Source organism: Leucobacter sp. 1207-22, assembly GCF_052850455.1.
Genome location: NZ_VXCR01000002.1, coordinates 348,901 through 369,733 on the forward strand (window position 1 = coordinate 348,901; position 20,833 = coordinate 369,733).

The 20,833-nt window shown below is 59.2% G+C and carries 20 protein-coding genes; 2 read left to right on the top strand and 18 right to left on the bottom strand.

Translation table 11 applies throughout. The annotated features are described in order from the left end of the window. Positions 1–2 precede the first annotated feature (2 nt). The 3 genes from rpmA to FW756_RS04835 form a co-directional block, all read right to left on the bottom strand. Complete coding sequence (rpmA, locus tag FW756_RS04825; protein ID WP_188024094.1) at positions 3–257, bottom strand: 50S ribosomal protein L27; 255 nt, start codon at positions 255–257, stop codon at positions 3–5. A gap of 34 nt (positions 258–291) precedes the next feature. After that, positions 292–600 (bottom strand): 50S ribosomal protein L21, encoded by a 309-nt coding sequence (gene rplU / locus FW756_RS04830; RefSeq protein WP_188024095.1) that lies wholly within the window; start codon positions 598–600, stop codon positions 292–294. Positions 601–788: 188 nt separating this feature from the next. Next, positions 789–3,242 carry an Rne/Rng family ribonuclease gene (locus FW756_RS04835; protein ID WP_446429029.1) on the bottom strand — a complete coding sequence of 818 codons (2,454 nt, stop codon included), beginning with the start codon at positions 3,240–3,242 and terminating at the stop codon, positions 789–791. 248 nt (positions 3,243–3,490) lie between these two features. Between FW756_RS04835 and FW756_RS04840 the strand changes: the two genes are divergently transcribed. Further along, positions 3,491–4,099: a vitamin K epoxide reductase family protein gene (locus tag FW756_RS04840; protein ID WP_446429030.1), complete on the top strand. Its 609-nt coding sequence runs from the start codon at positions 3,491–3,493 to the stop codon at positions 4,097–4,099. A 75-nt stretch (positions 4,100–4,174) separates the two neighbouring features. Here the strand turns inward: FW756_RS04840 and coaE are convergent, their stop codons facing one another. The 5 genes from coaE to leuA form a co-directional block, all read right to left on the bottom strand. Next, positions 4,175–4,795, bottom strand: a complete 621-nt coding sequence (gene coaE / locus FW756_RS04845; protein ID WP_446429031.1) for a dephospho-CoA kinase — start codon at positions 4,793–4,795, stop codon at positions 4,175–4,177. 74 nt (positions 4,796–4,869) lie between these two features. Further along, positions 4,870–6,312 carry a 30S ribosomal protein S1 gene (gene rpsA, locus FW756_RS04850; protein WP_446429032.1) on the bottom strand — a complete coding sequence of 481 codons (1,443 nt, stop codon included), beginning with the start codon at positions 6,310–6,312 and terminating at the stop codon, positions 4,870–4,872. Positions 6,313–6,480: 168 nt separating this feature from the next. Then, complete coding sequence (gene ruvB / locus FW756_RS04855; RefSeq protein WP_446429033.1) at positions 6,481–7,482, bottom strand: Holliday junction branch migration DNA helicase RuvB; 1,002 nt, start codon at positions 7,480–7,482, stop codon at positions 6,481–6,483. Beyond that, positions 7,479–8,096, bottom strand: a complete 618-nt coding sequence (ruvA, locus tag FW756_RS04860; protein WP_446429034.1) for a Holliday junction branch migration protein RuvA — start codon at positions 8,094–8,096, stop codon at positions 7,479–7,481. The genes ruvB and ruvA overlap by 4 nt, the downstream gene beginning before the upstream one ends. A 74-nt stretch (positions 8,097–8,170) precedes the next feature. Further along, on the bottom strand, positions 8,171–9,916 hold the full coding sequence (gene leuA, locus FW756_RS04865) for a 2-isopropylmalate synthase (RefSeq protein WP_446429035.1): 1,746 nt from the start codon (positions 9,914–9,916) through the stop codon (positions 8,171–8,173). A gap of 152 nt (positions 9,917–10,068) precedes the next feature. Here leuA and FW756_RS04870 point away from each other — a divergent pair, with 152 nt between their 5' ends. Further along, entirely contained in the window at positions 10,069–11,862 is a 1,794-nt protein-coding gene (locus tag FW756_RS04870) for a DUF2207 domain-containing protein (protein ID WP_446429036.1), read from the top strand. 86 nt (positions 11,863–11,948) lie between these two features. Here the strand turns inward: FW756_RS04870 and FW756_RS04875 are convergent, their stop codons facing one another. The 10 genes from FW756_RS04875 to hemW all read right to left on the bottom strand — a co-directional run bounded on the left by FW756_RS04875 (position 11,949) and on the right by hemW (position 20,833). Further along, on the bottom strand, positions 11,949–12,320 hold the full coding sequence (locus FW756_RS04875) for a DUF5684 domain-containing protein (RefSeq protein WP_446429037.1): 372 nt from the start codon (positions 12,318–12,320) through the stop codon (positions 11,949–11,951). Between the two features lie 46 nt (positions 12,321–12,366). Then, positions 12,367–13,302 carry a GTPase Era gene (gene era, locus FW756_RS04880; RefSeq protein ID WP_446429038.1) on the bottom strand — a complete coding sequence of 312 codons (936 nt, stop codon included), beginning with the start codon at positions 13,300–13,302 and terminating at the stop codon, positions 12,367–12,369. A gap of 5 nt (positions 13,303–13,307) precedes the next feature. Next, positions 13,308–14,609 carry a hemolysin family protein gene (locus FW756_RS04885; protein ID WP_446429039.1) on the bottom strand — a complete coding sequence of 434 codons (1,302 nt, stop codon included), beginning with the start codon at positions 14,607–14,609 and terminating at the stop codon, positions 13,308–13,310. Then, the gene (gene ybeY, locus FW756_RS04890; protein WP_446429040.1) at positions 14,606–15,067 is read right to left on the bottom strand and encodes an rRNA maturation RNase YbeY; all 462 of its coding nucleotides are present in this window, start codon (positions 15,065–15,067) and stop codon (positions 14,606–14,608) included. Before ybeY ends, FW756_RS04885 begins: the two co-directional genes overlap by 4 nt. Beyond that, positions 15,064–16,080 carry a PhoH family protein gene (locus tag FW756_RS04895; RefSeq protein WP_446429041.1) on the bottom strand — a complete coding sequence of 339 codons (1,017 nt, stop codon included), beginning with the start codon at positions 16,078–16,080 and terminating at the stop codon, positions 15,064–15,066. The genes ybeY and FW756_RS04895 overlap by 4 nt, the downstream gene beginning before the upstream one ends. Beyond that, positions 16,070–16,420, bottom strand: a complete 351-nt coding sequence (locus tag FW756_RS04900; RefSeq protein ID WP_446429042.1) for an HIT domain-containing protein — start codon at positions 16,418–16,420, stop codon at positions 16,070–16,072. Before FW756_RS04900 ends, FW756_RS04895 begins: the two co-directional genes overlap by 11 nt. 133 nt (positions 16,421–16,553) lie before the next feature. Beyond that, positions 16,554–17,321 (bottom strand): 16S rRNA (uracil(1498)-N(3))-methyltransferase, encoded by a 768-nt coding sequence (locus FW756_RS04905; protein ID WP_446429043.1) that lies wholly within the window; start codon positions 17,319–17,321, stop codon positions 16,554–16,556. A gap of 6 nt (positions 17,322–17,327) precedes the next feature. Further along, positions 17,328–18,434 (bottom strand): molecular chaperone DnaJ, encoded by a 1,107-nt coding sequence (gene dnaJ, locus FW756_RS04910; RefSeq protein ID WP_446429044.1) that lies wholly within the window; start codon positions 18,432–18,434, stop codon positions 17,328–17,330. A gap of 52 nt (positions 18,435–18,486) precedes the next feature. Then, on the bottom strand, positions 18,487–19,527 hold the full coding sequence (hrcA, locus tag FW756_RS04915) for a heat-inducible transcriptional repressor HrcA (RefSeq protein ID WP_446429045.1): 1,041 nt from the start codon (positions 19,525–19,527) through the stop codon (positions 18,487–18,489). A gap of 67 nt (positions 19,528–19,594) precedes the next feature. Then, positions 19,595–20,833 carry a radical SAM family heme chaperone HemW gene (hemW, locus tag FW756_RS04920; protein WP_446429046.1) on the bottom strand — a complete coding sequence of 413 codons (1,239 nt, stop codon included), beginning with the start codon at positions 20,831–20,833 and terminating at the stop codon, positions 19,595–19,597.

Genomic DNA, 20,833 nt, shown 5'->3' on the forward strand with positions numbered 1-20,833 from the left:
ACTTACGCTGCGGTGACGATGTTGACGACCTTGCGGCCGCCCTTCGCGCCGAATTCAACCTCGCCTGCAGCAAGTGCGAACAGCGTGTCATCCTTGCCACGGCCGACGTTTACGCCGGGGTGGAACTTGGTGCCACGCTGGCGGACGATGATCTCGCCTGCGTTCACATCCTGGCCGCCGAAGCGCTTCACGCCGAGGCGCTGTGCGTTCGAATCGCGGCCGTTCTTGCTAGAGCCTACGCCCTTCTTTGATGCCATGAGTCTCTACTCCTTAGGTAGCAGCCGAAGCTGGTTACTTGATGCCGGTGACCTTGAGGCGGGTCAGGTCCTGACGGTGACCCTGGCGGCTCTTGTAACCGGTCTTGTTCTTGTAGCGCTGAATGACGATCTTCGGGCCACGGAGGTCGCCGAGCACCTCAGCAGTAACCTTCACCTTTGCAAGCTTCGCTGCATCGGTGGTCACGGTCTCGCCGTCGACGAGGAGAACCGCGGGAAGCTGAACCTTACCCTTTGCGTCACCTGCCATACGGTTAACGGTGATGATCGAACCGATTTCGACCTTCTCCTGCCGGCCGCCTGCGCGCACAACTGCGTAAACCACTTGTCACCCTTTTCCTAGGATCGTCTTTCTAAGTCAGTCGCAATTGGTCTGCAACCGAAACACTGTCGCCGATGCACATAAAAGCATCTAGCACAACGATCAATATTAACTTGAACTTCTATTTACGGTCAAATATGTGCCAGCGTGTCGAATCTGGTGTTGACCAGTCACCAAATTCGATGGAACTTTTAGTCCCGCTCGGAAGCCTTTTCTTGAACCCGCACGTCAAGTGCATCAAAAATTAGCTGCTGCGGGTCAACCGCGACATCTTTCGGAACAGCAGGCGCTGATTCCGCAGGCGAAGAAGCCTCTCCCTGCTCACTGCGCGCCGCACGACCTGAACCACCAGCGGGCTGCGAGGCCCGTCGGCGCGCACGAGACGTTCCGACTGCAGGTGCGTCTGGGAGTGCGTCGAGCACGCTGTCAAGAAGATTTGCTGCGGGATCGATCTCCACCGGTGCCGCAGCAGCCGGAGTTGCAGCGCCACGGCGAACCTTGCCGGATACGGCCTTGCCAGTCTTCTTTTCGACCGGTGCTACTGAACTCTGCGCATCGCTCTTCGCCGATTCCTCAACACCCGCGCCTGGAAGCGTGGACGCTGCGACCTGAGCGAGCATATTCTTCGCACCGTCGGAGATCGCGTGAGCCTTCGAATCAGTCGCGGCCGCTTGCTGATGCTGCGACTCCCCCTGACTGTTGCCACCTGAACCGTTGTTCGAGTTGCCGCCGCCATTATTGTTGCGACCACGCTTTGACGAGCGTGGAGCCTCGTTGCGATGCTTCGAGACCGGCTCGTGGTGCACGACGACACCGCGGCCCGCACACACGTCACAGGGCTCGCTAAACGATTCGAGTAGACCGAGACCAAGCTTCTTGCGCGTCATCTGCACAAGACCAAGCGAGGTAACCTCTGCAACTTGGTGCTTCGTGCGGTCACGCCCGAGGCATTCCACCAGACGACGCAACACAAGATCACGGTTTGACTCAAGGACCATATCGATGAAGTCGATAACGATAATGCCACCGACGTCACGCAGGCGCAGCTGACGAACAATCTCTTCAGCGGCTTCAAGGTTGTTCTTCGTAACGGTCTCTTCGAGGTTGCCGCCCGAACCGACAAACTTGCCAGTGTTGACGTCTACGACCGTCATCGCTTCTGTACGGTCAATGACCAGTGAACCACCAGAGGGCAGCCACACCTTACGATCAAGCGCCTTTGCGATCTGCTCAGTGACACGGAACTTGTCAAAGACGTCACGCTCACCTTCGTAACGCTCGACGCGCTGCAGGAGATCGGGTGCAACCTGCTCGAGGTAGTTGGAGATCGTCGCGTGCGTCTCGTTGCCCGAAATGACCATGCGCTGGAAGTCCTCATTGAAGACGTCACGAACAATCTTGATCAGCATGTCGGGCTCAGAGTGCAGCAGCGCAGGGCCACCACCCTTTGCCATACGTGACTGGATATGCTCCCACTGACGCGCGAGGTGCTGGACGTCACGCGTGAGCTGCTCTTCGGTTGCGCCTTCAGCAGCCGTGCGTACGATAACGCCAGCGCCACTCGGAAGTACTTCCTTCAGAATCTTCTTCAGGCGCGCACGCTCGGTATCGGGAAGCTTACGTGAGATGCCGTTCATGGCACCACCAGGAACGTATACGAGGAAGCGACCAGGAAGCGAGATCTGGCTCGTCAGTCGTGCACCCTTGTGGCCCACCGGATCTTTCGTGACCTGCACGAGCACGCGGTCGCCCGGCTTAAGCGCATTCTCGATCTTGCGCGCGGTGTTGCCGCCCTCAAACTCTGACCAGTCAACCTCGCCTGAGTAGAGCACGGCATTGCGGCCACGACCGATGTCGACGAACGCGGCCTCCATGCTCGGGAGCACGTTCTGCACACGACCGATGTACACGTTTCCGATGAGCGAGTTTTCGCTTGACCGCGCAACGTAGTGCTCGACAAGAACGTTATCTTCAAGCACACCGATCTGAATGCGATCAGACGCGCTGCGCACGATCATCTGGCGGTCTACAGCTTCGCGTCGAGCAAGGAACTCAGACTCAGTAATCACCGTACGGCGTCGACCAGCATCACGGCCATCGCGACGTCGCTGCTTCTTCGCCTCGAGACGAGTTGATCCCTTCACGCGCTGAGGCTCGGTAACTACCGGCGCGGACTGGCGTCGCTGAGGTTCAGGCTCAGCTGCTGGCTGAGGCGCTGCCGCACGACGGTTCCGACGACCGGTAGATGCTTGCTCGGGCCCGCGGTCCTGCTGGCGAAGCGCCTGGTGCTGCTCTTCAAAGATGTCGTCAAGCTGACGGAAGTTGCTGCGACGGGGGCGCGGATCAATCGGCGGCACATCGGGCGCCAGGAAGATCAGTCGCGTGGTCGCACGGAACTGCTCTTCCGGAGAGAGCGACGCGAGCGGCAGCACCAATGGGAGACCATCAGAACCCTGAACGGGCTCGTTCTCGCTCGCCGGAGGCTCAGCTACTTCAGGCACAGCTGCATTTTCTGCGGCGTCCCCAGCTTCTGCCGTCGCATCAGCCGATACTGGCTGTGCGACAGACGTTGACTCGGTCACTTCTGTGGATTCTTCAACCGTTTCGCCCACTTCTGGGTTTTCGGTAGCTTCGTTCGTCACCATTCCTGGTGCTCTCCATTCACTGCCCCAAATACGGGATCTGGAGCAAAAACTCTTGGCGCGATTGCGCCTTAACAACTCGTACTCTTCCGCGTACCGGCTGGTTGTCGCCCGTGCGACTGAACCCGCTTTCCGGCGGTGCAAGACTCTTGTGGGTAACACGACTATGCGTTGCCACAACCTCCATTATTACACGCGACTCACATATGAGTCTCGTGTGACGTTCAGTGTCGTCGGTTTAGACTCGGGACATGACCGAGGTGACACAATCCCCTACTCGACCCCGACTCTTCCCAATTGCCACAATCGCGCTTGGGTTTATCGGCTTGTTCGCAGCTTTCGAGCTTCTCACCGAATACATCAAGACAATGCAGAAGCCGGGCTATGTTCCGAACTGTAACGTCAGTGTCCTTGTCACCTGTGGCCCAAACATGGACTCATGGCAGGGTTCAATCTTCGGATTCAGTAACACGATCATTGGCGTCGCGGCATTTATGGCGCCAATCTTCGTCGGCTTCGCGCTTCTGGCAGGCGCACAGTTTGCGAAGTGGTTCTGGACCATTTACCGAATCGGCCTCGCCTTCGGCATCATCTTCGTGGGATGGCTCGCCTACCAAAGCATCTTCAACCTCGGCACGCTCTGCCCCTGGTGCATGGTCGTCTGGTCCGTCACTATCCCACTCTTCTGGATCACACTCTTCCAGCCAGAGGCGGCAGGATACGTGCGTGTCAATGACGACACGCAGCAGCGCGCTATCAGCCTGCGGTCGTGGGTGTGGGTCGCTATCGCGCTCTGCTTCATCATCATCGGTGCAGCAGCACAGTTCCGTCTTGATTGGTTCGCAGAGTTCACTCGGTAACAAGATACGCAAAGGTCCGGCCACGGTGCATCGTGGCCGGACCTTTGCGTATCCCCTACGCGACACGCCCGCAGCTCAACCTCGCAGCGTATTCCAGAGCGCGTCCACCTGCTCAATGGTGTCTTGCAGACTGCCTGAGGTATCGATGACGGTGTCGGCAACCGCACGACGCTCTGCGTCGGTCGCCTGGCTCGCGATCCGCTTGTCAGCCTCTTCTTGACTGAGGCCACGAAGCAGGCGCAATCGTTCAGCGCGCAACTCAGTTGGCGCCTCGGCAACAACAACGTGGTCCCAAGTTGCGGGCGCATCGTCGGTCGCCATGCCATGCCCTGATTCCACGAGTAACGGAATCTCATAGACCACAACGGCGTACGGATCCGCCTCAATAGCAGCAGCGATCCGCGCTGCCGCGAGTCGACGCACCTCTGGGTGCACAATCGCGTTGAGCTTCGCAAGAGCGTCCGCATCTCCAAACACGCGCTCACCCAGAGCGCTGCGATTCAGCGAACCAGATGCCGCGTCAAGGACACCAGCGCCAAACTCAGTCGCAATCTTGCCAAGCCCGGGCGACCCGGCAGCAACCGCTTCACGTGCGAGTTGATCAGCGTCAATGACCACCGCTCCGAGTTCACTGAAGCGTTCGCGGATTGTGGACTTACCAGACGCAATTCCACCGGTCAGGGCAATGAGTGTCATGTCTCCATCAAACCAGAAAGCCCGGCTCCTTTCGGAACCGGGCTTTCAGTATGTAGCTATCGAGCTAGAAGGAATTAGTTGCCTTCGAGCTGAGCCTTGAGTGCAGCGAGTGCCTCATCGTCAGCAAGTGCGCCGGTAGCGTTCGAGTCGCTCGAGAAGGTCGAAGCGGGTGCCTCAACTGCGGGAGCTGCTGCTGCTTCAGCGATCGAAGCTGCAACCTGCTTCTTGTGTGCTTCCCAACGCTCCTGAGCAGAAGCGTATTCCTTCTCCCAGTTCTCGCGCTGGCTCTCGAAGCCTTCCTTCCACTCCTGAGTCTCAGGGTCGAAGCCTTCGGGGTACTTGTACTCACCGTTCTCGTCGTACTCAGTGGTCATGCCGTAGAGTGCGGGATCGAACTCGGTGCCCTCGGGGTCAACGCCCTCGTTCGCCTGCTTGAGGCTGAGCGAGATGCGGCGGCGCTCGAGATCGATGTCGATGATCTTGACGAAGACTTCCTGGCCGGCCTGAACGACCTGCTCAGCAAGCTCAACGTGCTGACCCGAGAGCTCGGAGATGTGCACGAGGCCTTCGATGCCGTCTGCAACGCGTACGAATGCGCCGAACGGAACGAGCTTGGTGACGACGCCCGGTGCAATCTGGCCGATTGCGTGGGTGCGTGCGAATACCTGCCAGGGATCTTCCTGCGTAGCCTTGAGCGACAGCGAAACGCGCTCGCGGTCGAGCTCAACCGAAAGAACCTCAACGGTTACTTCCTGGCCAACCTCAACGACGTCCGATGCGTGCTCGATGTGCTTCCACGAGAGCTCCGAAACGTGCACGAGGCCGTCGACGCCACCGAGGTCCACGAATGCACCGAAGTTGACGATCGACGAGATGACACCCTTGCGAACCTGGCCGGGCTTGAGCTCTGCGAGGAACGACGAACGGGTAGCCGACTGGGTCTCCTCGAGGAGTGCACGACGCGAAAGCACAACGTTGTTGCGGTTCTTGTCGAGCTCGAGGATCTTTGCCTCGATCTCCTGGCCGAGGTACGGCGTGAGATCGCGGACGCGGCGGAGCTCGATGAGCGATGCGGGGAGGAAGCCACGGAGTCCGATGTCAACGATGAGGCCGCCCTTGACAACCTCGATGACGGTACCGGTAACAACGCCGTCGCTTTCCTTGATGCGCTCGACATCGCCCCAAGCACGCTCGTACTGAGCACGCTTCTTCGAGAGGATCAGGCGGCCTTCCTTGTCCTCCTTCTGGAGAACGAGTGCCTCAACCGAGTCGCCGACCTTGACAACCTCATCGGGGTCAACGTCGTGCTTGATGGACAGCTCGCGCGAGGGGATAACACCCTCGGTCTTGAAGCCTACGTCGAGGAGAACCTCGTCGCGGTCAATCTTTACAACAGTGCCCTCGATGAGGTCACCGTCGTTGAAAGACTTAATGGTCAGTTCGACCGCTGCAAGGAAGTCTTCGGCCGAGCCGATGTCGTTGATAGCGACCTTGCTGGTGGTCGTTGAGTTAGTCATGAAATTGGTCTCCAGAATGGACAGGAAATCAGGCGGAGACGCGCCAATTCTCATTGACGAGGCACGAAGCCCCAGTGCGCCATCCGCGTGGACAGGTTTCGCCACAAATGTGACACTCAACCCTATCCCGGATTCTCAAGTTTCGCCAACAGGCAACCGACCGGCGAGTTATGCCGCCGGGGGCACCATTCCAAGGTGCTCCCAACCCAAGCGAGTGGCGATCCGCCCCCTCGGAGAACGGGCGATCAATCCCGCGCGCATCAGGAACGGCTCAACAACCGCCTCAATGGTCTCAGACTCTTCACCGACTGAGGCCGCGAGCGTGGAAAGCCCGACCGGCCCTCCCCCAAAACGCTCGACGATAACACCAAGCACCTCGCGGTCCAGGCGGTCGAGGCCGTTCTCATCGACGTCGTACAGCGAGAGGGCGGCGCGCACCGCAAGCACATCAGCATCAACCTCGTGCACGAGACAGTAATCACGCACACGTCGCAGGAGTCGATTGGCAATACGCGGTGTTCCGCGCGAGCGGCTCGCAATCTCAACCACGCCTGCATCGGCCAGCGGGAACGCGAGCAAACGCGCCGCACGAGCGACAACTCGCTCAAGCTCCGCGTTTGCGTAGTACTCAAGGTGCGCGGTGAAGCCAAACCGGTCACGAAGCGGGTTCGGCAGTAGCCCGGCGCGGGTTGTGGCACCAACGAGTGTAAATGGCGCCAGTTCAAGTGGGACGGACGTCGCTCCGGCCCCCTTGCCCACCATGATGTCGACCTTGAAGTCCTCCATCGCCAGGTACAGCATCTCTTCGGCACTGCGCGCCATGCGGTGAATCTCATCGATGAAGAGCACCTCGCCAGGCGAGAGCGATGACAGTACTGCCGCAAGGTCCCCTGCATGTTGAATCGCCGGGCCAGACGTCTGCTGCAATGGAACATCAAGTTCAGCGGCAACAATCATCGAGAGGGTCGTCTTGCCGAGCCCTGGTGGGCCAGCGAGCAAGATGTGATCGGGCGTACGACCGTCAATCGCGGCCGCGCCGAGCAATAAACCGAGCTGATCCCGAACCTTCTCCTGGCCAACAAACTCCGTCAGCGAGCCAGGCCGCAGGGCTCCCTCGTAGGTGAGTTCGGCGGATCGACCCTGCGGGGAGAGTTCTCCTTCGCCGTTCAACGGCCAACCCCACGATTGCTCTGCAACAAGGCAAGGGCTGCACGCAGGAGGCCCGCGTGATTCGCGGGAGCACCAGCGTCGAGTGCGTCACGCGCTGCCTGCTGCGCATCCTGCTCGCGCCAACCAAGGCCAACCAAGCCCTCTGCAACAGCGCCAACGACGGCGTCACCTGGGTCAGCATTTTCTGCCTCATCGTGGTGTAGTGCGATCTGCAAGCCGTCCAACTTGCCTGCGAGCGAAACAACAATGAGCTTCGCTGTCTTCGGGCCAACGCCAGAAACCTTTTTAAAGGGCTTCTCATCTTCACGCTTCACTGCGTCCACGAGTTCAGTTGGGGCGAGTGCCGAGAGCACACCGAGCGCCATGCGCGGCCCAACGCCAGAAACGCTCAGCAGGCGCGTAAACAGTTCGAGCTCGACCTCCTCAGAGAACCCAAACAGCGTCAGCGAGTCCTCGCGCACAATCAGCGAGGTGACGAGAGAAAGATGGTCTCCAACGACCACAGCTGGGCCACGACCTGCGGGCACCTCGACGCGATAGCCCAAACCGCCCACGCCGATAACTACCCAGCCAGCACCCTGAGACAAGACCGGCCCGTTAATCGAAGAAATCACAGTGCCCACCCTAAACGCAAGAATGGTCGGAGCGACTGACGCCACTCCGACCATTCGAACAAATGTACGACTACTTATGCAGCGACCTTCGCGCGCTCTGCTCGGTTAATCGAAGAAACGATCGCCTTGAGCGTTGCACGCGTAGTGTCTGGATCGATGCCCACGCCCCACAGACGCTGGCCATCAACCTCGAGATCCACGTACGCTGCGGCGACTGCGTCGCCACCCGAGCTCATTGCGTGCTCGACATAGTCAAAGAGCGTCACTTCGTGGCCGCTCTCATTCACACCTGAGATGAAGGCATCGACCGGACCGTTGCCGCGCGAGGTCATCTGCTCACGGCCATCGCCATCTCGGTAATCGACGACAAGTTCAGTCACACCATCGCCAGCGCTCGTCGATGCAGTGCGGAACAGCTCGTAGCGACCCCACTGCGCGAACTCGGTTCCTTCGGTGGGGAGGTACTCGTCCTGGAAGATGCGCCAGATCGACTCACTCGAGACCTCGCCGCCTTCGCTATCGGTCACGTCCTGCACAACCGCGCTGAACTCAATCTGCAGACGACGCGGCAGGTCGAGGCTGTGATCAGTCTTCAGCAGGTATGCCACACCACCCTTGCCCGACTGCGAGTTCACACGAATAACTGCTTCGTATGAGCGCCCGAGGTCCTTCGGATCAACCGGCAGGTACGGAACAGCCCATTCGATGTCATCAATGCTCTTACCAGCAGCCTCTGCGTCGGCTGCCATGCGCTCGAAGCCCTTCTTAATGGCATCCTGGTGCGAGCCAGAGAACGCCGTGTAGACGAGATCGCCAGCCCACGGGCTGCGCTCGGGCACCCGAAGCTGGTTGCAGTACTCAGCAGTACGGCGAACCTCGTCGAGGCGAGAGAAATCGATCTGCGGATCGATACCCTGCGTGAACATGTTGATGCCGAGTGCGACCAGATCCACATTGCCTGTGCGCTCACCGTTACCAAAGAGGCAACCCTCGATGCGATCTGCACCAGCCAGGTAACCAAGCTCAGCAGCGGCGACGCCGGTACCACGGTCGTTGTGCGGGTGCAGCGAGATGATGACATTCTCGCGGTTGTTGATGTTGCGGCACATCCACTCGATTGAGTCGGCGTAGACGTTCGGCGTAGCCATTTCAACCGTTGCGGGCAGGTTCAGAATCACCTTGCGCTCTGGTGTCGGTTGGAAGACGTCGAGAATCGCATTGCACACCTCGGCCGCGTACTCAAGCTCAGTGCCGGTGTATGACTCAGGCGAGTATTCGTAGTAGATGTCAGTGTCTTCGCAGATGTACTCGAAGGACTTGCAGAGCTTTGCTCCCTCAATCGCGAGCTGCTTGATACCTTCGCGGTCCTGACGGAATACGACGTCGCGCTGCAAGATGCTCGTCGAGTTGTACAGGTGCACGATCGCCTGCTTAGCGCCGATGAGCGATTCATATGTGCGCTTAATGAGGTGCTCACGCGCCTGAGTCAGCACCTGAATGGTGACATCGTCGGGGATCGCATTGTCTTCGATGAGCTGACGCACGAAGTCAAAGTCCGTCTGGCTTGCCGAGGGGAAACCAACTTCGATCTCCTTGTAGCCCATCTTGACCAACAGGTCGAACATGATGCGCTTGCGCTCTGGGCTCATCGGATCGATGAGCGCCTGGTTGCCATCACGGAGATCAACTGCACACCAGCGTGGAGCTTCGGTGATCTGCTTCGTGGGCCACGTGCGATCTGGGAGATCAACCTTGATGATCTCGCTGTACGGACGGTAACGGTGGGCCGGCATGCCCGAGGGCTGCTGCATGTTCTTCATGAACCTTGTATCTCTCTACGTTCGCTTGTTTGTTCCGCCAAACACAAACACCGCGACGAGGAAGGCCAGAAGGGTTAGGCCTCGTCGCGGCAACTAAGGAGAAGCGTGCCGAACAGCATGTCTTTCACTATAGCACCCGGTAACCTAGCCACATGCCATGGACACGCTTTGTAGCAGCACCTGCGCTCCTCCTCACTCTTGCTTTCGCCAGCTTTTTTGGCGGGACAGCCCCAGCTTCTGCCTCCGTTGATGATTTTTCATACAGCAGCTGGGACGTCGACTATTACGTCACTCAAGATGAGCAAGGGCGCGCACTCACACACGTCACCGAAACCCTCGTCGCCGAGTTTCCCGATGTAGATCAGAACCGTGGCATTGTGCGGGGACTTCCACTCTCCTATGAGCAAGCCGCCCTCGATCCGCGAGATTTCACGGTGACCAATGAATCAGGACAGCCAGTCCCCTTCGAGACAGAGACCGATGATGGGTTCATTGCTGTACTCACTGGCAACGACGACTACGTACACGGACCCCAGACATACGTCATCTCATACACGTTGAGCGACAACATTCTTACCGTCGACGATGGTACCGCCGACGAGTTCTACTGGGATCTCGTGGATTTCGAGCATCAACAAGACATCGCGTCTTTCACCGCCTCGGTCACCTTTGACCCCAAGGTTGCCACCGCACTGACGGGTGCCGCCGCCTGCTATTTCGGCACTGCAAACTCCAGGAACGAATGTGAAATAAGTCTCGTCGGCGACACCGCGACCATTTCTCCGATCGCACTCAGCGCTCACGAGGGCGTCACCACTGCGATCGGACTCGCGCCTGGCACCTTTGTGCAGCCACCCGTTCGGCTGCCTAACTTCCTGCTTGACGTTGTGCCGTGGATCACCGGCGGGGTTTCCGCACTACTGGGTCTCGCGACGATCATCACCGTCACACGTCATGTTCGTAAACGACGAGCATTCCGCGGCACGATCGTCGCGCAGTACGACGTCCCACGACACCTGCCACCGCTGCTTGCAGATCACATTGCCGGACATTCGACGTCTCCTATCCCTGCCGAGTTCATTCATTTGGCGGTGCATGGCGCGATCCGAATCGAAGACGACCCCAAGAAGGCTGGCAAAAAGTCGGCTCGCCCGACGCTGCGGCTCGTGGACCGCGATGCTGTGGGAGATCCGCTCGATGCCGCGACGATCGACAAACTGTTTGGCAGCTCTGCTCCCGGCGCGAGCGTGAAACTCCCGAAGAGCGATGAAAAGTTCGCAGAACGCATGCAGGAGCTAACGGCGACCGGCACAGCGCAGGCAAAGGCACGCGGCTACTTCACAAAGGAACGCGTTCCAGTTGCCCGCCTGCTTTCGCTCATCGCAGCGCCACTCATTGCGGCACACATCATTTTGACGATCATGGCCATTGGGCAGCGAAGCAGCGCTGCCTCCGTTGGATTCTTGCTCCTGGGGCTGTTTGCGTTGGTTGGGTTCTTCGTGGGCCTGGCGTCGCACGAAGTGCACACCGAGCGCGGCGCAGAAGCTCGCGAGTATCTGCTTGGGGTGAAGGAGTTTATTTCGGTTGCAGAGGCTGATCGAATTCGGATTCTGCAGTCACCAACGGGAGCCGAACGTCGACAGGTCGACCACGCAATGGTTGTTGACCTCTATGAGAAACTCCTCCCCTATGCGATGATCTTCGGCCTAGAGAAACAGTGGGCGAAGACACTCGAAACGACGTACTCCCAGCAGCCCGGCTATATGCCGATCTGGTACCCAGCGCTCATGCTGCACGGCGGCCTTGGGAATTTCACCAAAGAGATCTCAAGGTTCACCGACAACATGTCGTCGTCGGTGAGCTACACGTCTAGCAGCTCTGGTGGGTCATCCGGGGGCGGATTCGCTGGCGGTGGTGGCGGCGGCGGATTCAGCGGCGGCCGATAGCAACACAAAAGACCCGTTCTCACACTCGAGGCACTGCAAGAAGCAGCACCAACGATGAGGAGAACGGGTCTTAGTGTATTCAGGTGTTACTGCGCGGTACGGTCGTAACGCGCCTGGCCGAAGCCGATGATGAAGAACCCGATGGTCGAGAAGATCCAAATCAGGAACACGGAGAACACCGTGCTCTTACCGAACTTCTTGCCGACGCGCAGGCAGACCATGATGTTAAAGATGATGTTGACGATCGGGATGATGTACAGCAGCGACATCCAGCCTGAGTAGCCCGCAATCTTCACGAGGAAGATGATGTTGACGATCGGAATGATCGCGAGGATTCCCGCGTACCCAGCCTTGGTGAAGACCTTCCACATCGCGATGACGACGAGGATGTACCAGGCGATGGTAAACACCCCGAGCCCACCCTGCATCAACGCAAAAAACTGCTCACTGACATCCATATTGGTCTCCTCGCCGAGGTAGGTTTGCACCAGCTATGCGCCGGCTTTAGAAACCGAGCTTACCGAGCGCCTTCGGATCGCGCTGCCATTCCTTCAAAACCTTTACCCGAATGGAAAGGTAGACACGCTGACCAAGCAGCTCTTCGATGCCCTTGCGAGCCGTTTCGCCAATCGACTTCAGACGCTGGCCACCCTTGCCGATGACGATGCCCTTCTGGCTATCACGCTCAACATACACGGACGCGTAGATCTCGATGAGACCGTCTTCACGTTCTTCGCGGTCGTCAACGGACGCGGCGAGCGAATGCGGCAGCTCCTCACGTGCTCCAGCCAGCGCAGCCTCGCGAATCAACTCAGCAATGCGTTCGTCTTCGCTCTCGTCAGTGATGGTTTCGTTTTCGTACAGCGCCGGTGACTCTGGCATCAGGTCGAGCAGCACCTCAGAAAGAATGTCGAGCTGCTGATCCTCTGTCGACGAGATCGGCACCACTGCATCCCACTCACGCATCGCACCGAGCTTGGTGAGCTGATCGATGATCTCGGTCTGTGAGGCGCTATCAATCTTGGTCAGGATCGCGACCTTCTTGGCACGCGGGAAATCGTTGAGACGCTCGTCGATGAAGCGATCGCCAGGACCGATCTTTTCGTTTGCCGGGACACAGAAGCCGATGACATCCACATCACCAAGCGTTGTCTCGACGAGCGCATTCAGGCGCTCACCCAGCAGCGTACGGGGGCGGTGAATACCCGGCGTATCAACAATGATCAGCTGACCATCCGGGCGGTGAACAATACCGCGGATCACGCGACGAGTCGTCTGTGGCTTCTCACTGGTGATGACGATCTTTTCGCCGACAAGCGCGTTGGTGAGCGTCGATTTACCAACGTTCGGACGTCCAACGAACGAAACGAACCCTGCACGGAACGCACGTTCCGCAGAGTCGGTTGCGTCGTCAGCAGGCTGCGAAACTTCTTCGCTCATATTGATTACTCTTCCTCTTGCTGTGCTGACGACATTTCATCGCCAATGAGTTTTTGGGCGCGGATCGTGACGAGCCGCTGACGGCGCCGTTCAACTTCGACTGCCTCAAGCCTGATGTCTTCGATCGCGGCATGATCTCCCGGTTCAGGAAGTTTCCCGACAAGCATGGTCAGGAGACCGCCAACGGTATCGACGTCTTCGACCTCAAGTTCGGTCTCAAACAGGTCTGCGAGGCGATCGATCGGAAGTCGAGCGCTCACGAGATAGGTCTCGTCGCCCTCCTCGACAACGTCAACCGTCTCGCGGTCATGTTCATCGCTAATTTCGCCAAACAGCTCTTCGATCAAGTCTTCGAGCGTGACAAGCCCCGAGATGCCGCCGTATTCGTCGACAACGAACGCCAGGTGATTGGACTCTTCTTGCATCTGCCGAAGCAACCGGTCAGCTCGCTGCAGTTCAGGAACAAATACGGGAGCCTTCATGATCCGCGTCACGGGCGAGGTGTCGACTTCATCGAGTTTGCGCAACATGAACTTACTTGCGTCCCGTAGGTATACGACTCCGACGATGTCGTCAGTGTCGCCGCCAACAACTGGCAAACGTGAGTGACGTGAGTTCAACTGGGCTTCGAGTGCTTCTCGCACGGTCTGATCCGCGCTGACGGTCACCATGTCGATGCGCGGCACCATGACCTCGCGGACGTACGTGTCGTTCAACTCCACGATTGAATGAATGAGGTCGCGGTCGTCGTCTTCAAGCACCGCTTGCTCTGCCGCCTGATCGACCACAGAGAGGAGCTGTTGCTCATCACGAATCCGTGCCGCGCCTTCACGTCCGGGGGTGACACGATGACTGAAACGAATCAGGCCGTTCGAGAGTGGACCGAGCAGCACACGAATTGCATGCACGGTACGTGCCGTCACTCGAATTACCCCATCTGGTCGGTGCGTTCCCACGGTGCGAGGACTCGAGCCAACGAGTACAAAGGTAACTGCAGTCATCACAATCGTTGCAATGACCAGTTCGAGCCAGAGCTCGTCGAGCATGTACGCGAGCACCAAGGTGATGAGCACTGCCGAGAGCACCTCAGCAAAGACGCGGGCGAACGAGAGTGCGTTGACGTGGCTTTCTTCGTTCTCTGCAATTGCGCGGATCGCCTTACTCGACCGGCCACCCTCATCTGCAAGCGCGAGCAGCTCGGCTCGCGAACGCACGGAGAGCGCCGCATCGGTCGCAGCAAGCAGACCGCCGATCGCTGCGAGCAAAAGCGCAGCGATGATGAGTAGGGCAGCTAAGCCAGCACTCAAAGTGAGCGCTCTCGGGCGTGGAAGGCCATCACGATGTCTCGCTGGATGCCAAACATCTCTGCCTCTTCAGGAGGCGTCGCGTGGTCAAATCCGAGCAGGTGCAACATGCCGTGCGTCGTGAGAATGATGATCTCCTGAGCAAGGTCGTGGCCTGCAGCATCGGCCTGGCGGTCTGCGACCTGTGGGCAGATCACGATATCGCCGAGGATACCTGCGGGGGTCTTCGCGTCAAGTCGCCCCGGGCGAAGCTCGTCCATCGGGAAGCTGAGCACATCGGTAGCGCCTGGCTCACCCATCCACTGCTCGTGAAGGTCAGACATCGCAGGCTCATCCACGAGCATTATGGCGACATCGGTATCGGCGTGCACATGCATCGCCTCAAGCGCGAAGAGCGCGAGGCGCTGCAACTGCTCTTCTGAAATCTCGATTGCTGATTCGTTATTGATCTCTACGCTCATGAGGCGTCTCCTTGGGTATTCTGCTCATCGTAATCTTGGTATGCGTCGACAATGCGACCGACCAGGCTATGACGAACGATGTCGTCTGCGGTGAGCTCCGCAAAATGAATGTCTTCAACGTTTCCGAGAATGCTCTTCACCACGCTGAGGCCACTGCGACCTTTCGGTCTATCGACCTGGGTGAGATCGCCAGTGATGACCATCTTCGAGCCATAGCCGAGACGCGTCAGGAACATCTTCATCTGTTCAGGCGTCGTGTTCTGTGCCTCGTCAAGGATGACGAAGGCCTCATTCAACGTACGCCCGCGCATGTAAGCGAGGGGCGCAACTTCGATGGTGCCGTTCGCGAGCAGGCGCCCAACGAGGTCTTGATCCATCATTGCGCTCACCGCATCAAACAGCGGTCGCAAGTACGGATCAATCTTCTCTTCAAGCCCACCTGGCAGAAAGCCGAGACTCTCCCCCGCTTCGACTGCCGGGCGGGTAAGCATGATCTTTGAGACCTCGCGTCGCTGCAGCGCCTGCACGGCCTTCGCCATCGCCAGATAGGTCTTGCCGGTGCCAGCCGGACCGATCCCGAACACGATGGTGTTGTCGTCGATTGCGTCAACGTACCGGCGTTGGCCGTCGGTCTGGGCGCGTACAGCATTGCCGCGGACCTGGACGATCGGTTCGCTCAGTCGTTGGGGAGCCGATCCTGCCTGCCCTGCGTTGACGAGATGTGTAATCGCACGCACATCATTTGCTGAGACTTGACCACTCGTTCGAGCGAGGTCAAGCACTTCGCGCACGACGGTTTCAGCTGCGCGAACGAGCGCAACGTCTCCCCTGAGTGTCATGACTTCATCACGCACATGGAAGCGCACACCTGGGTGCAGCTCTTCCAGGTCGCGAATCAACTGATCACGATGTCCGAGGAATGAGCTCAGCTCAACTCCGGAAAGCGCAACTGTGCGACTGAGTTCAGATGGGCCCGTTGGTGATTGGGCTGGACTGGTTGTTTCAGGCTCCAACGAGCGAGTTCTCCTTGAGGTCACCTGCAAGCACGTGTGCGTGCACATGGAATACGGTTTGGCCGACGGTCGCGCCTGAGTTGAACAGCAGACGGAAATCACCGTTGCCGTGCTTCTCCGCGAGCTGCTTCGCAACTGAGACCATCTCAGCGAGGGTCTCGGGATCACCGGCAGCGAGCTCAACAACGTTCTCGTACTCCGTTGATTTCGGGATAACGAGAATGTGTACCGGTGCCTGAGGCGCGATATCTGGGAACGCAATAACGCGCTCGGTCTCGGCGAGAATCTCTACCGGGATCTCTCCAGCTACGATCTTGGCGAAAATGGTGTCCTGAGCCATGTGTCCAGTCTACCCGGCAGTGATCGATGCGGAAGATGCGAGATGCAGATCGTTCGCGGGTGGCAGACAGTAACCATCGCACACCGGACTCGAATCTGTTTTGAAGCTTCTCGTCGTTACCCGTCGAAGTCGTCTACCAGCGTGCGAGTCCCACGTTGAGCACTGCAAGTGCGGCTGGCCCGGCCGACGAAGTTCGCAAGACGGTACTCCCGAGCACGAGGACCCGTGCTCCCGCTGCCTCAAGCTCGTCGATCTCTGCATCTGCAAGACCGCCTTCAGGCCCAACTACGAGTTTGATCTCACGCACGTGCGCAGCGAGCCCCTCAGTGACCCAGGCGCTCAGGGCGCGCGTACCGCGCGGGTGTAATACCACGACCTCAACCTCGGGATCTGACGCGGCAGCACAGATCTCACGGGTAGTCGTCAGCGGCCCAACGACTGGCACCCAAGCGCGCAGCGACTGCTTCGAAGCCTCACGTGCAATGCGCTGCCATTTTGCGATTCCCTTTGCAGACTTCTCAGCACCGCCAACCCCATCCCAGCGTGACACTGACCGCGCGGCCTGCCACGGCGAGAAGCCGTCGACACCGAACTCCGTCGACTGCTCAACAGCACGCTCGTCACGATCGCCCTTCGCAAGCGCCTGCACAAGAGTGAGACGAACCGCGGGTACATCGACCTGACGCACGTCAAGCAGTCGAACCGTGAATCGATCCTTCCCTACCGCGATTGCTTCTGCGTTGGCAAGTGCCCCCTCACCGTTACCGATGAGGATCTGCTCCCCCTGACGCAAGCGACTGACGCGAACAGCGTGCCGTGCTTCGTCACCGGTGATGTCAATTTCGGAACCCGACACAAATTCAGCCGCGCTGAGTCCCTCGCGGTAGTACAGGTTTGCCATGCGCGTTTAGTTCTTAAAGAAGCGATCGCGGATCTTGCCGAAGAACCCCTGGTGGAACTCACCGAAGTGCGGGTGCTCATCCTTTCGGAGCGCTGCGAGCTGACGAACCAGGTCCTTCTCCCGTTTGCTGAGCTTCGATGGGGTTACCACCTGCACCGCAATCTTCAAATCACCACGGTTCGTTGTCTGGAGCCCTTGAATGCCACGACCGCGGACGGTAATGATGTCGCCTGACTGTACGCCGGCGGGAACTTCTACCTCTACTTTGTCGCCATCAAGCGAATCGAGTGAAACCTCAGCACCAAGCACCGCATCGGTCATAGCGACCTGAAGCGTGCTGAGAAGGTCATCACCATCACGGCTGAAAATGTCGTGGTGCGTCACACGGAACTCAATGAACAGGTCACCGTTCGGGCCACCGCCAGGGCCGACCTCGCCACCGCCGCGCATCTGCATGCGCGTACCGGTCTCAATGCCTGACGGAATGTCGAGCGGAAGCTCACGGCGCTCACGCACTCGCCCCTTGCCTGCACACGAGGTGCACGGGTGCTCAATGATCGTGCCGTAACCCGAGCAACTCCCACAGGGGTGCATGGTCACGACATTCCCGAAGAGCGAACGCACCTGGCGCTGCACCTGACCCTGGCCATGGCACACATCACAGGTCACCGGGCTCGTGTCAGGCTGGCATCCACTGCCATCACAGGTGTTGCAGAGCACCGCAGTGTTGATCGTGATGTCGCGCTTCGCACCGAAAACGACCTCTTCGAGAGGCACGTCGATGCGGATCAGGGCATCTTCGCCACGCTCCGCGCGTGAACGAGGCCCCTGTGATCCGCCGCCGAAACCACCACCGAAGAATGTCTCGAAGATGTCGCCAAAGCCACCCGCACCGCCGAAGCCTGGCTGATCCCCACCACGGTCGTAGCGGGCACGCTGCTCAGCATCGCTGAGAACATCGTATGCATGTGTGACGTCCTTGAAGCGTTCAGCTGCTTCTTCAGACGGGTTCACATCCGGGTGGAGCTGGCGCGCGAGCTTGCGATACGCCTTCTTGATCTCTTCTGGGGTCGCTTCGCGGGAAACTCCGAGGACCTCGTAGTGATCTGCCACTCTGATTGCTCCTTAGTGGTTGCGGTTGAAAACTGATGTGTATCGGCTGACGCTACGAGTGCGTCTCGCCAAGCATTTGGTTGAGGTAGCGCGCGACTGCGCGCACACTCGAAATATTGCCTGCGTAGTCCATCCGAACAGGACCGAGCACGCCAAGCCGTGAGGCCGTGTCGCCAATGGAGGCATAGTTTGTTGCAATTACTGACGCCTCGGGCAGGCCGTACAACGCGTTCTCACGACCGATCGAAGCCGCAACATCGCGCTGATCATGCACCAGCTCCTCGAACAGGCGCAAAAGTGTGACCTGTTCTTCGATGGCTTCAAGCACCGTCGTGAGGGTGCCAGAGTACTCGCCGGGACGCGAAAGATTCGCGGTACCAGCGACAGCAATCTTGTCACTGCGATTGGCTTTCAACTGGCCGAGCACGATGGCGAGCACGCGCCCAATGAGCTCGTTCTCGAGTGGGGCTACCCACTCATTTGCGTTCGCAGCGAGATCAGTGATCGCGCGTTCTGCGGAATCAAGGTCTTGCCCAATGATCGCTTGCGCGATCCGCGCCCGAAGGCCGTTGACCCATGCCTCAGTGACCTGTGCGGACGGCAGCTTCGCAACCTGTTGCTCTACCACCCCAGAGCCGAGAATGAGGACGCAGAGCACGCGGTCTTCACCCACGGCGACCAGGTCAATGTGACGTACGACCGTACTGCGAAGCGACGGGTACTGCGCCACAGCGACCTGATTGGTCAGTTGCGCCAGCAATCTCACGGTGCGAGTCATCGCGTCATCAAGATCGTTCGCCTCGCCAAGGAAGCGTTCAATCGCGGTGCGCTGCGCCCCGCTCAGTGGACGCGCCCGAGCCAAGGTATCGACGTACAGCCGGTACCCTTTGTCGGTCGGAACGCGGCCCGACGACGTGTGCGTCTGCGCGATGAGCTCTTGGTCTTCGAGCGAGGCCATATCATTACGAATGGTCGCGGCCGAAACCCCGAAACTGTGCCGATCAACGATGGACTTTGAACCGACAGGCTCACTCGTCGCGACATAGTCACTCACGATTGCGTGCAGGACAGCGAGACCGCGTTCGGTAACCATCGCGACTCCCTTCCTGGCACTCAGCACGTTCGAGTGCCAAGTCTAGCGCAGCCCGCCGCAGAAATACTTAGCTGAGCAGTGCGCCGACTACGCGGTCAGCGAGCAGTCGACCCCGAAGGGTCGGTACGATTCGGGGCGCGGATCCGCCACTTCCCAACGCAGCACGGCCATCGATGAGGCCGTCAGCGATCAAGCCAGCAACCGCACCGCGTTCGCTCTCAGCAAGCGCCGAGATGGGCAGACCATCTGCGATGCGGGTCTGCAGCAGCACCTGCTCCTCGTGACGGGCCTCTTCGCTCAGCAGTTCACGTTCGAGAGCCGGCGAAACGCCCTGTGAGATACGGTCAGCGTACGCTCGCGGATGCTTCACGTTCCACCAGCGCGTTCCGCCAATGTGGCTGTGCGCGCCCGGTCCTGCCGCCCACCAGTCCTCGCCTGTCCAGTACGACAGGTTATGGCGCGAACGAGTCTCTTCGCTGCGCGACCAGTTACTCACTTCGTACCAGTCGTACCCGGCTGCCGCGAGCTTCGAATCAGCGAGTTCGTACATCTCAGCATGGAGATCATCGTCAGTCGCTGGGTATTCGCCTCGCTTGATCTGTGCAGCAAGCTTGGTTCCCGGTTCGACGATAAGCGCGTACGCCGACAAGTGGTCGGGTGCCATCGCAAGTGCGGCGTCGAGCGACGTCTCCCATTCCTCAAGCGTTTCGCCAGGCGAACCGTAGATGAGATCAAGACTCACCTGCAGCCCAACCTCGCGAGCCCATGCAACAACCTGCGGTACTCGCTCAGGCGAGTGGGTACGGTCAAGCACGCTCAGCACCTTCGGCACTGCGGACTGCATGCCGAAGCTGACACGGGTGAAGCCGTTGTCTGCGAGATGCTCGAGGTACTCGCGATCCACCGAGTCAGGATTTGCCTCGGTCGTCACCTCGGCGCCAGGAGCGATTCCCCACTCATCACGAATGCGATCAAGCATGAGCACCAGATCAGCCGCTGGCAACAGCGTCGGGGTGCCACCGCCGAAGAAGACGGTCGAGACTTCACGTGCTGGCAGCCCGGAGTCCCGCATCACTTTCGCGCCGAAACTCAGCTCAGCCGCAGCCTCTGAGGCATAGTGCGACTGGTTCGTGGTACCGAGCTCGCTCGCAGTGTAGGTGTTGAAGTCACAGTAACCACAGCGCACACGGCAGTACGGGACGTGGACGTACACGCCAAAGCGACGCTCATCAGCACCCGCGAGCACCGAGGCCGGGAGGGCACCGTCAGCTGGAGCAGGCTCGCCGGGTGGAAAGGCGCTCGGCAC

Bases quoted from the DNA above. Each gene is read 5' to 3' on its own strand.
- hrcA (WP_446429045.1), bottom strand. From the start codon at position 19,527: ATGGTTACCGAACGCGGTCTCGCTGTCCTGCACGCAATCGTGAGTGAC.
- FW756_RS04835 (WP_446429029.1), bottom strand. From the start codon at position 3,242: ATGGTGACGAACGAAGCTACCGAAAACCCAGAAGTGGGCGAAACGGTT.
- rpmA (WP_188024094.1), bottom strand. From the start codon at position 257: ATGGCATCAAAGAAGGGCGTAGGCTCTAGCAAGAACGGCCGCGATTCG.
- rpsA (WP_446429032.1), bottom strand. From the start codon at position 6,312: ATGACTAACTCAACGACCACCAGCAAGGTCGCTATCAACGACATCGGC.
- ybeY (WP_446429040.1), bottom strand. From the start codon at position 15,067: ATGAGCGTAGAGATCAATAACGAATCAGCAATCGAGATTTCAGAAGAG.
- FW756_RS04840 (WP_446429030.1), top strand. From the start codon at position 3,491: ATGACCGAGGTGACACAATCCCCTACTCGACCCCGACTCTTCCCAATT.
- era (WP_446429038.1), bottom strand. From the start codon at position 13,302: ATGAGCGAAGAAGTTTCGCAGCCTGCTGACGACGCAACCGACTCTGCG.
- leuA (WP_446429035.1), bottom strand. From the start codon at position 9,916: ATGAAGAACATGCAGCAGCCCTCGGGCATGCCGGCCCACCGTTACCGT.
- FW756_RS04875 (WP_446429037.1), bottom strand. From the start codon at position 12,320: ATGGATGTCAGTGAGCAGTTTTTTGCGTTGATGCAGGGTGGGCTCGGG.
- coaE (WP_446429031.1), bottom strand. From the start codon at position 4,795: ATGACACTCATTGCCCTGACCGGTGGAATTGCGTCTGGTAAGTCCACA.
- FW756_RS04900 (WP_446429042.1), bottom strand. From the start codon at position 16,420: ATGGCTCAGGACACCATTTTCGCCAAGATCGTAGCTGGAGAGATCCCG.
- FW756_RS04870 (WP_446429036.1), top strand. From the start codon at position 10,069: ATGCCATGGACACGCTTTGTAGCAGCACCTGCGCTCCTCCTCACTCTT.
- FW756_RS04905 (WP_446429043.1), bottom strand. From the start codon at position 17,321: ATGGCAAACCTGTACTACCGCGAGGGACTCAGCGCGGCTGAATTTGTG.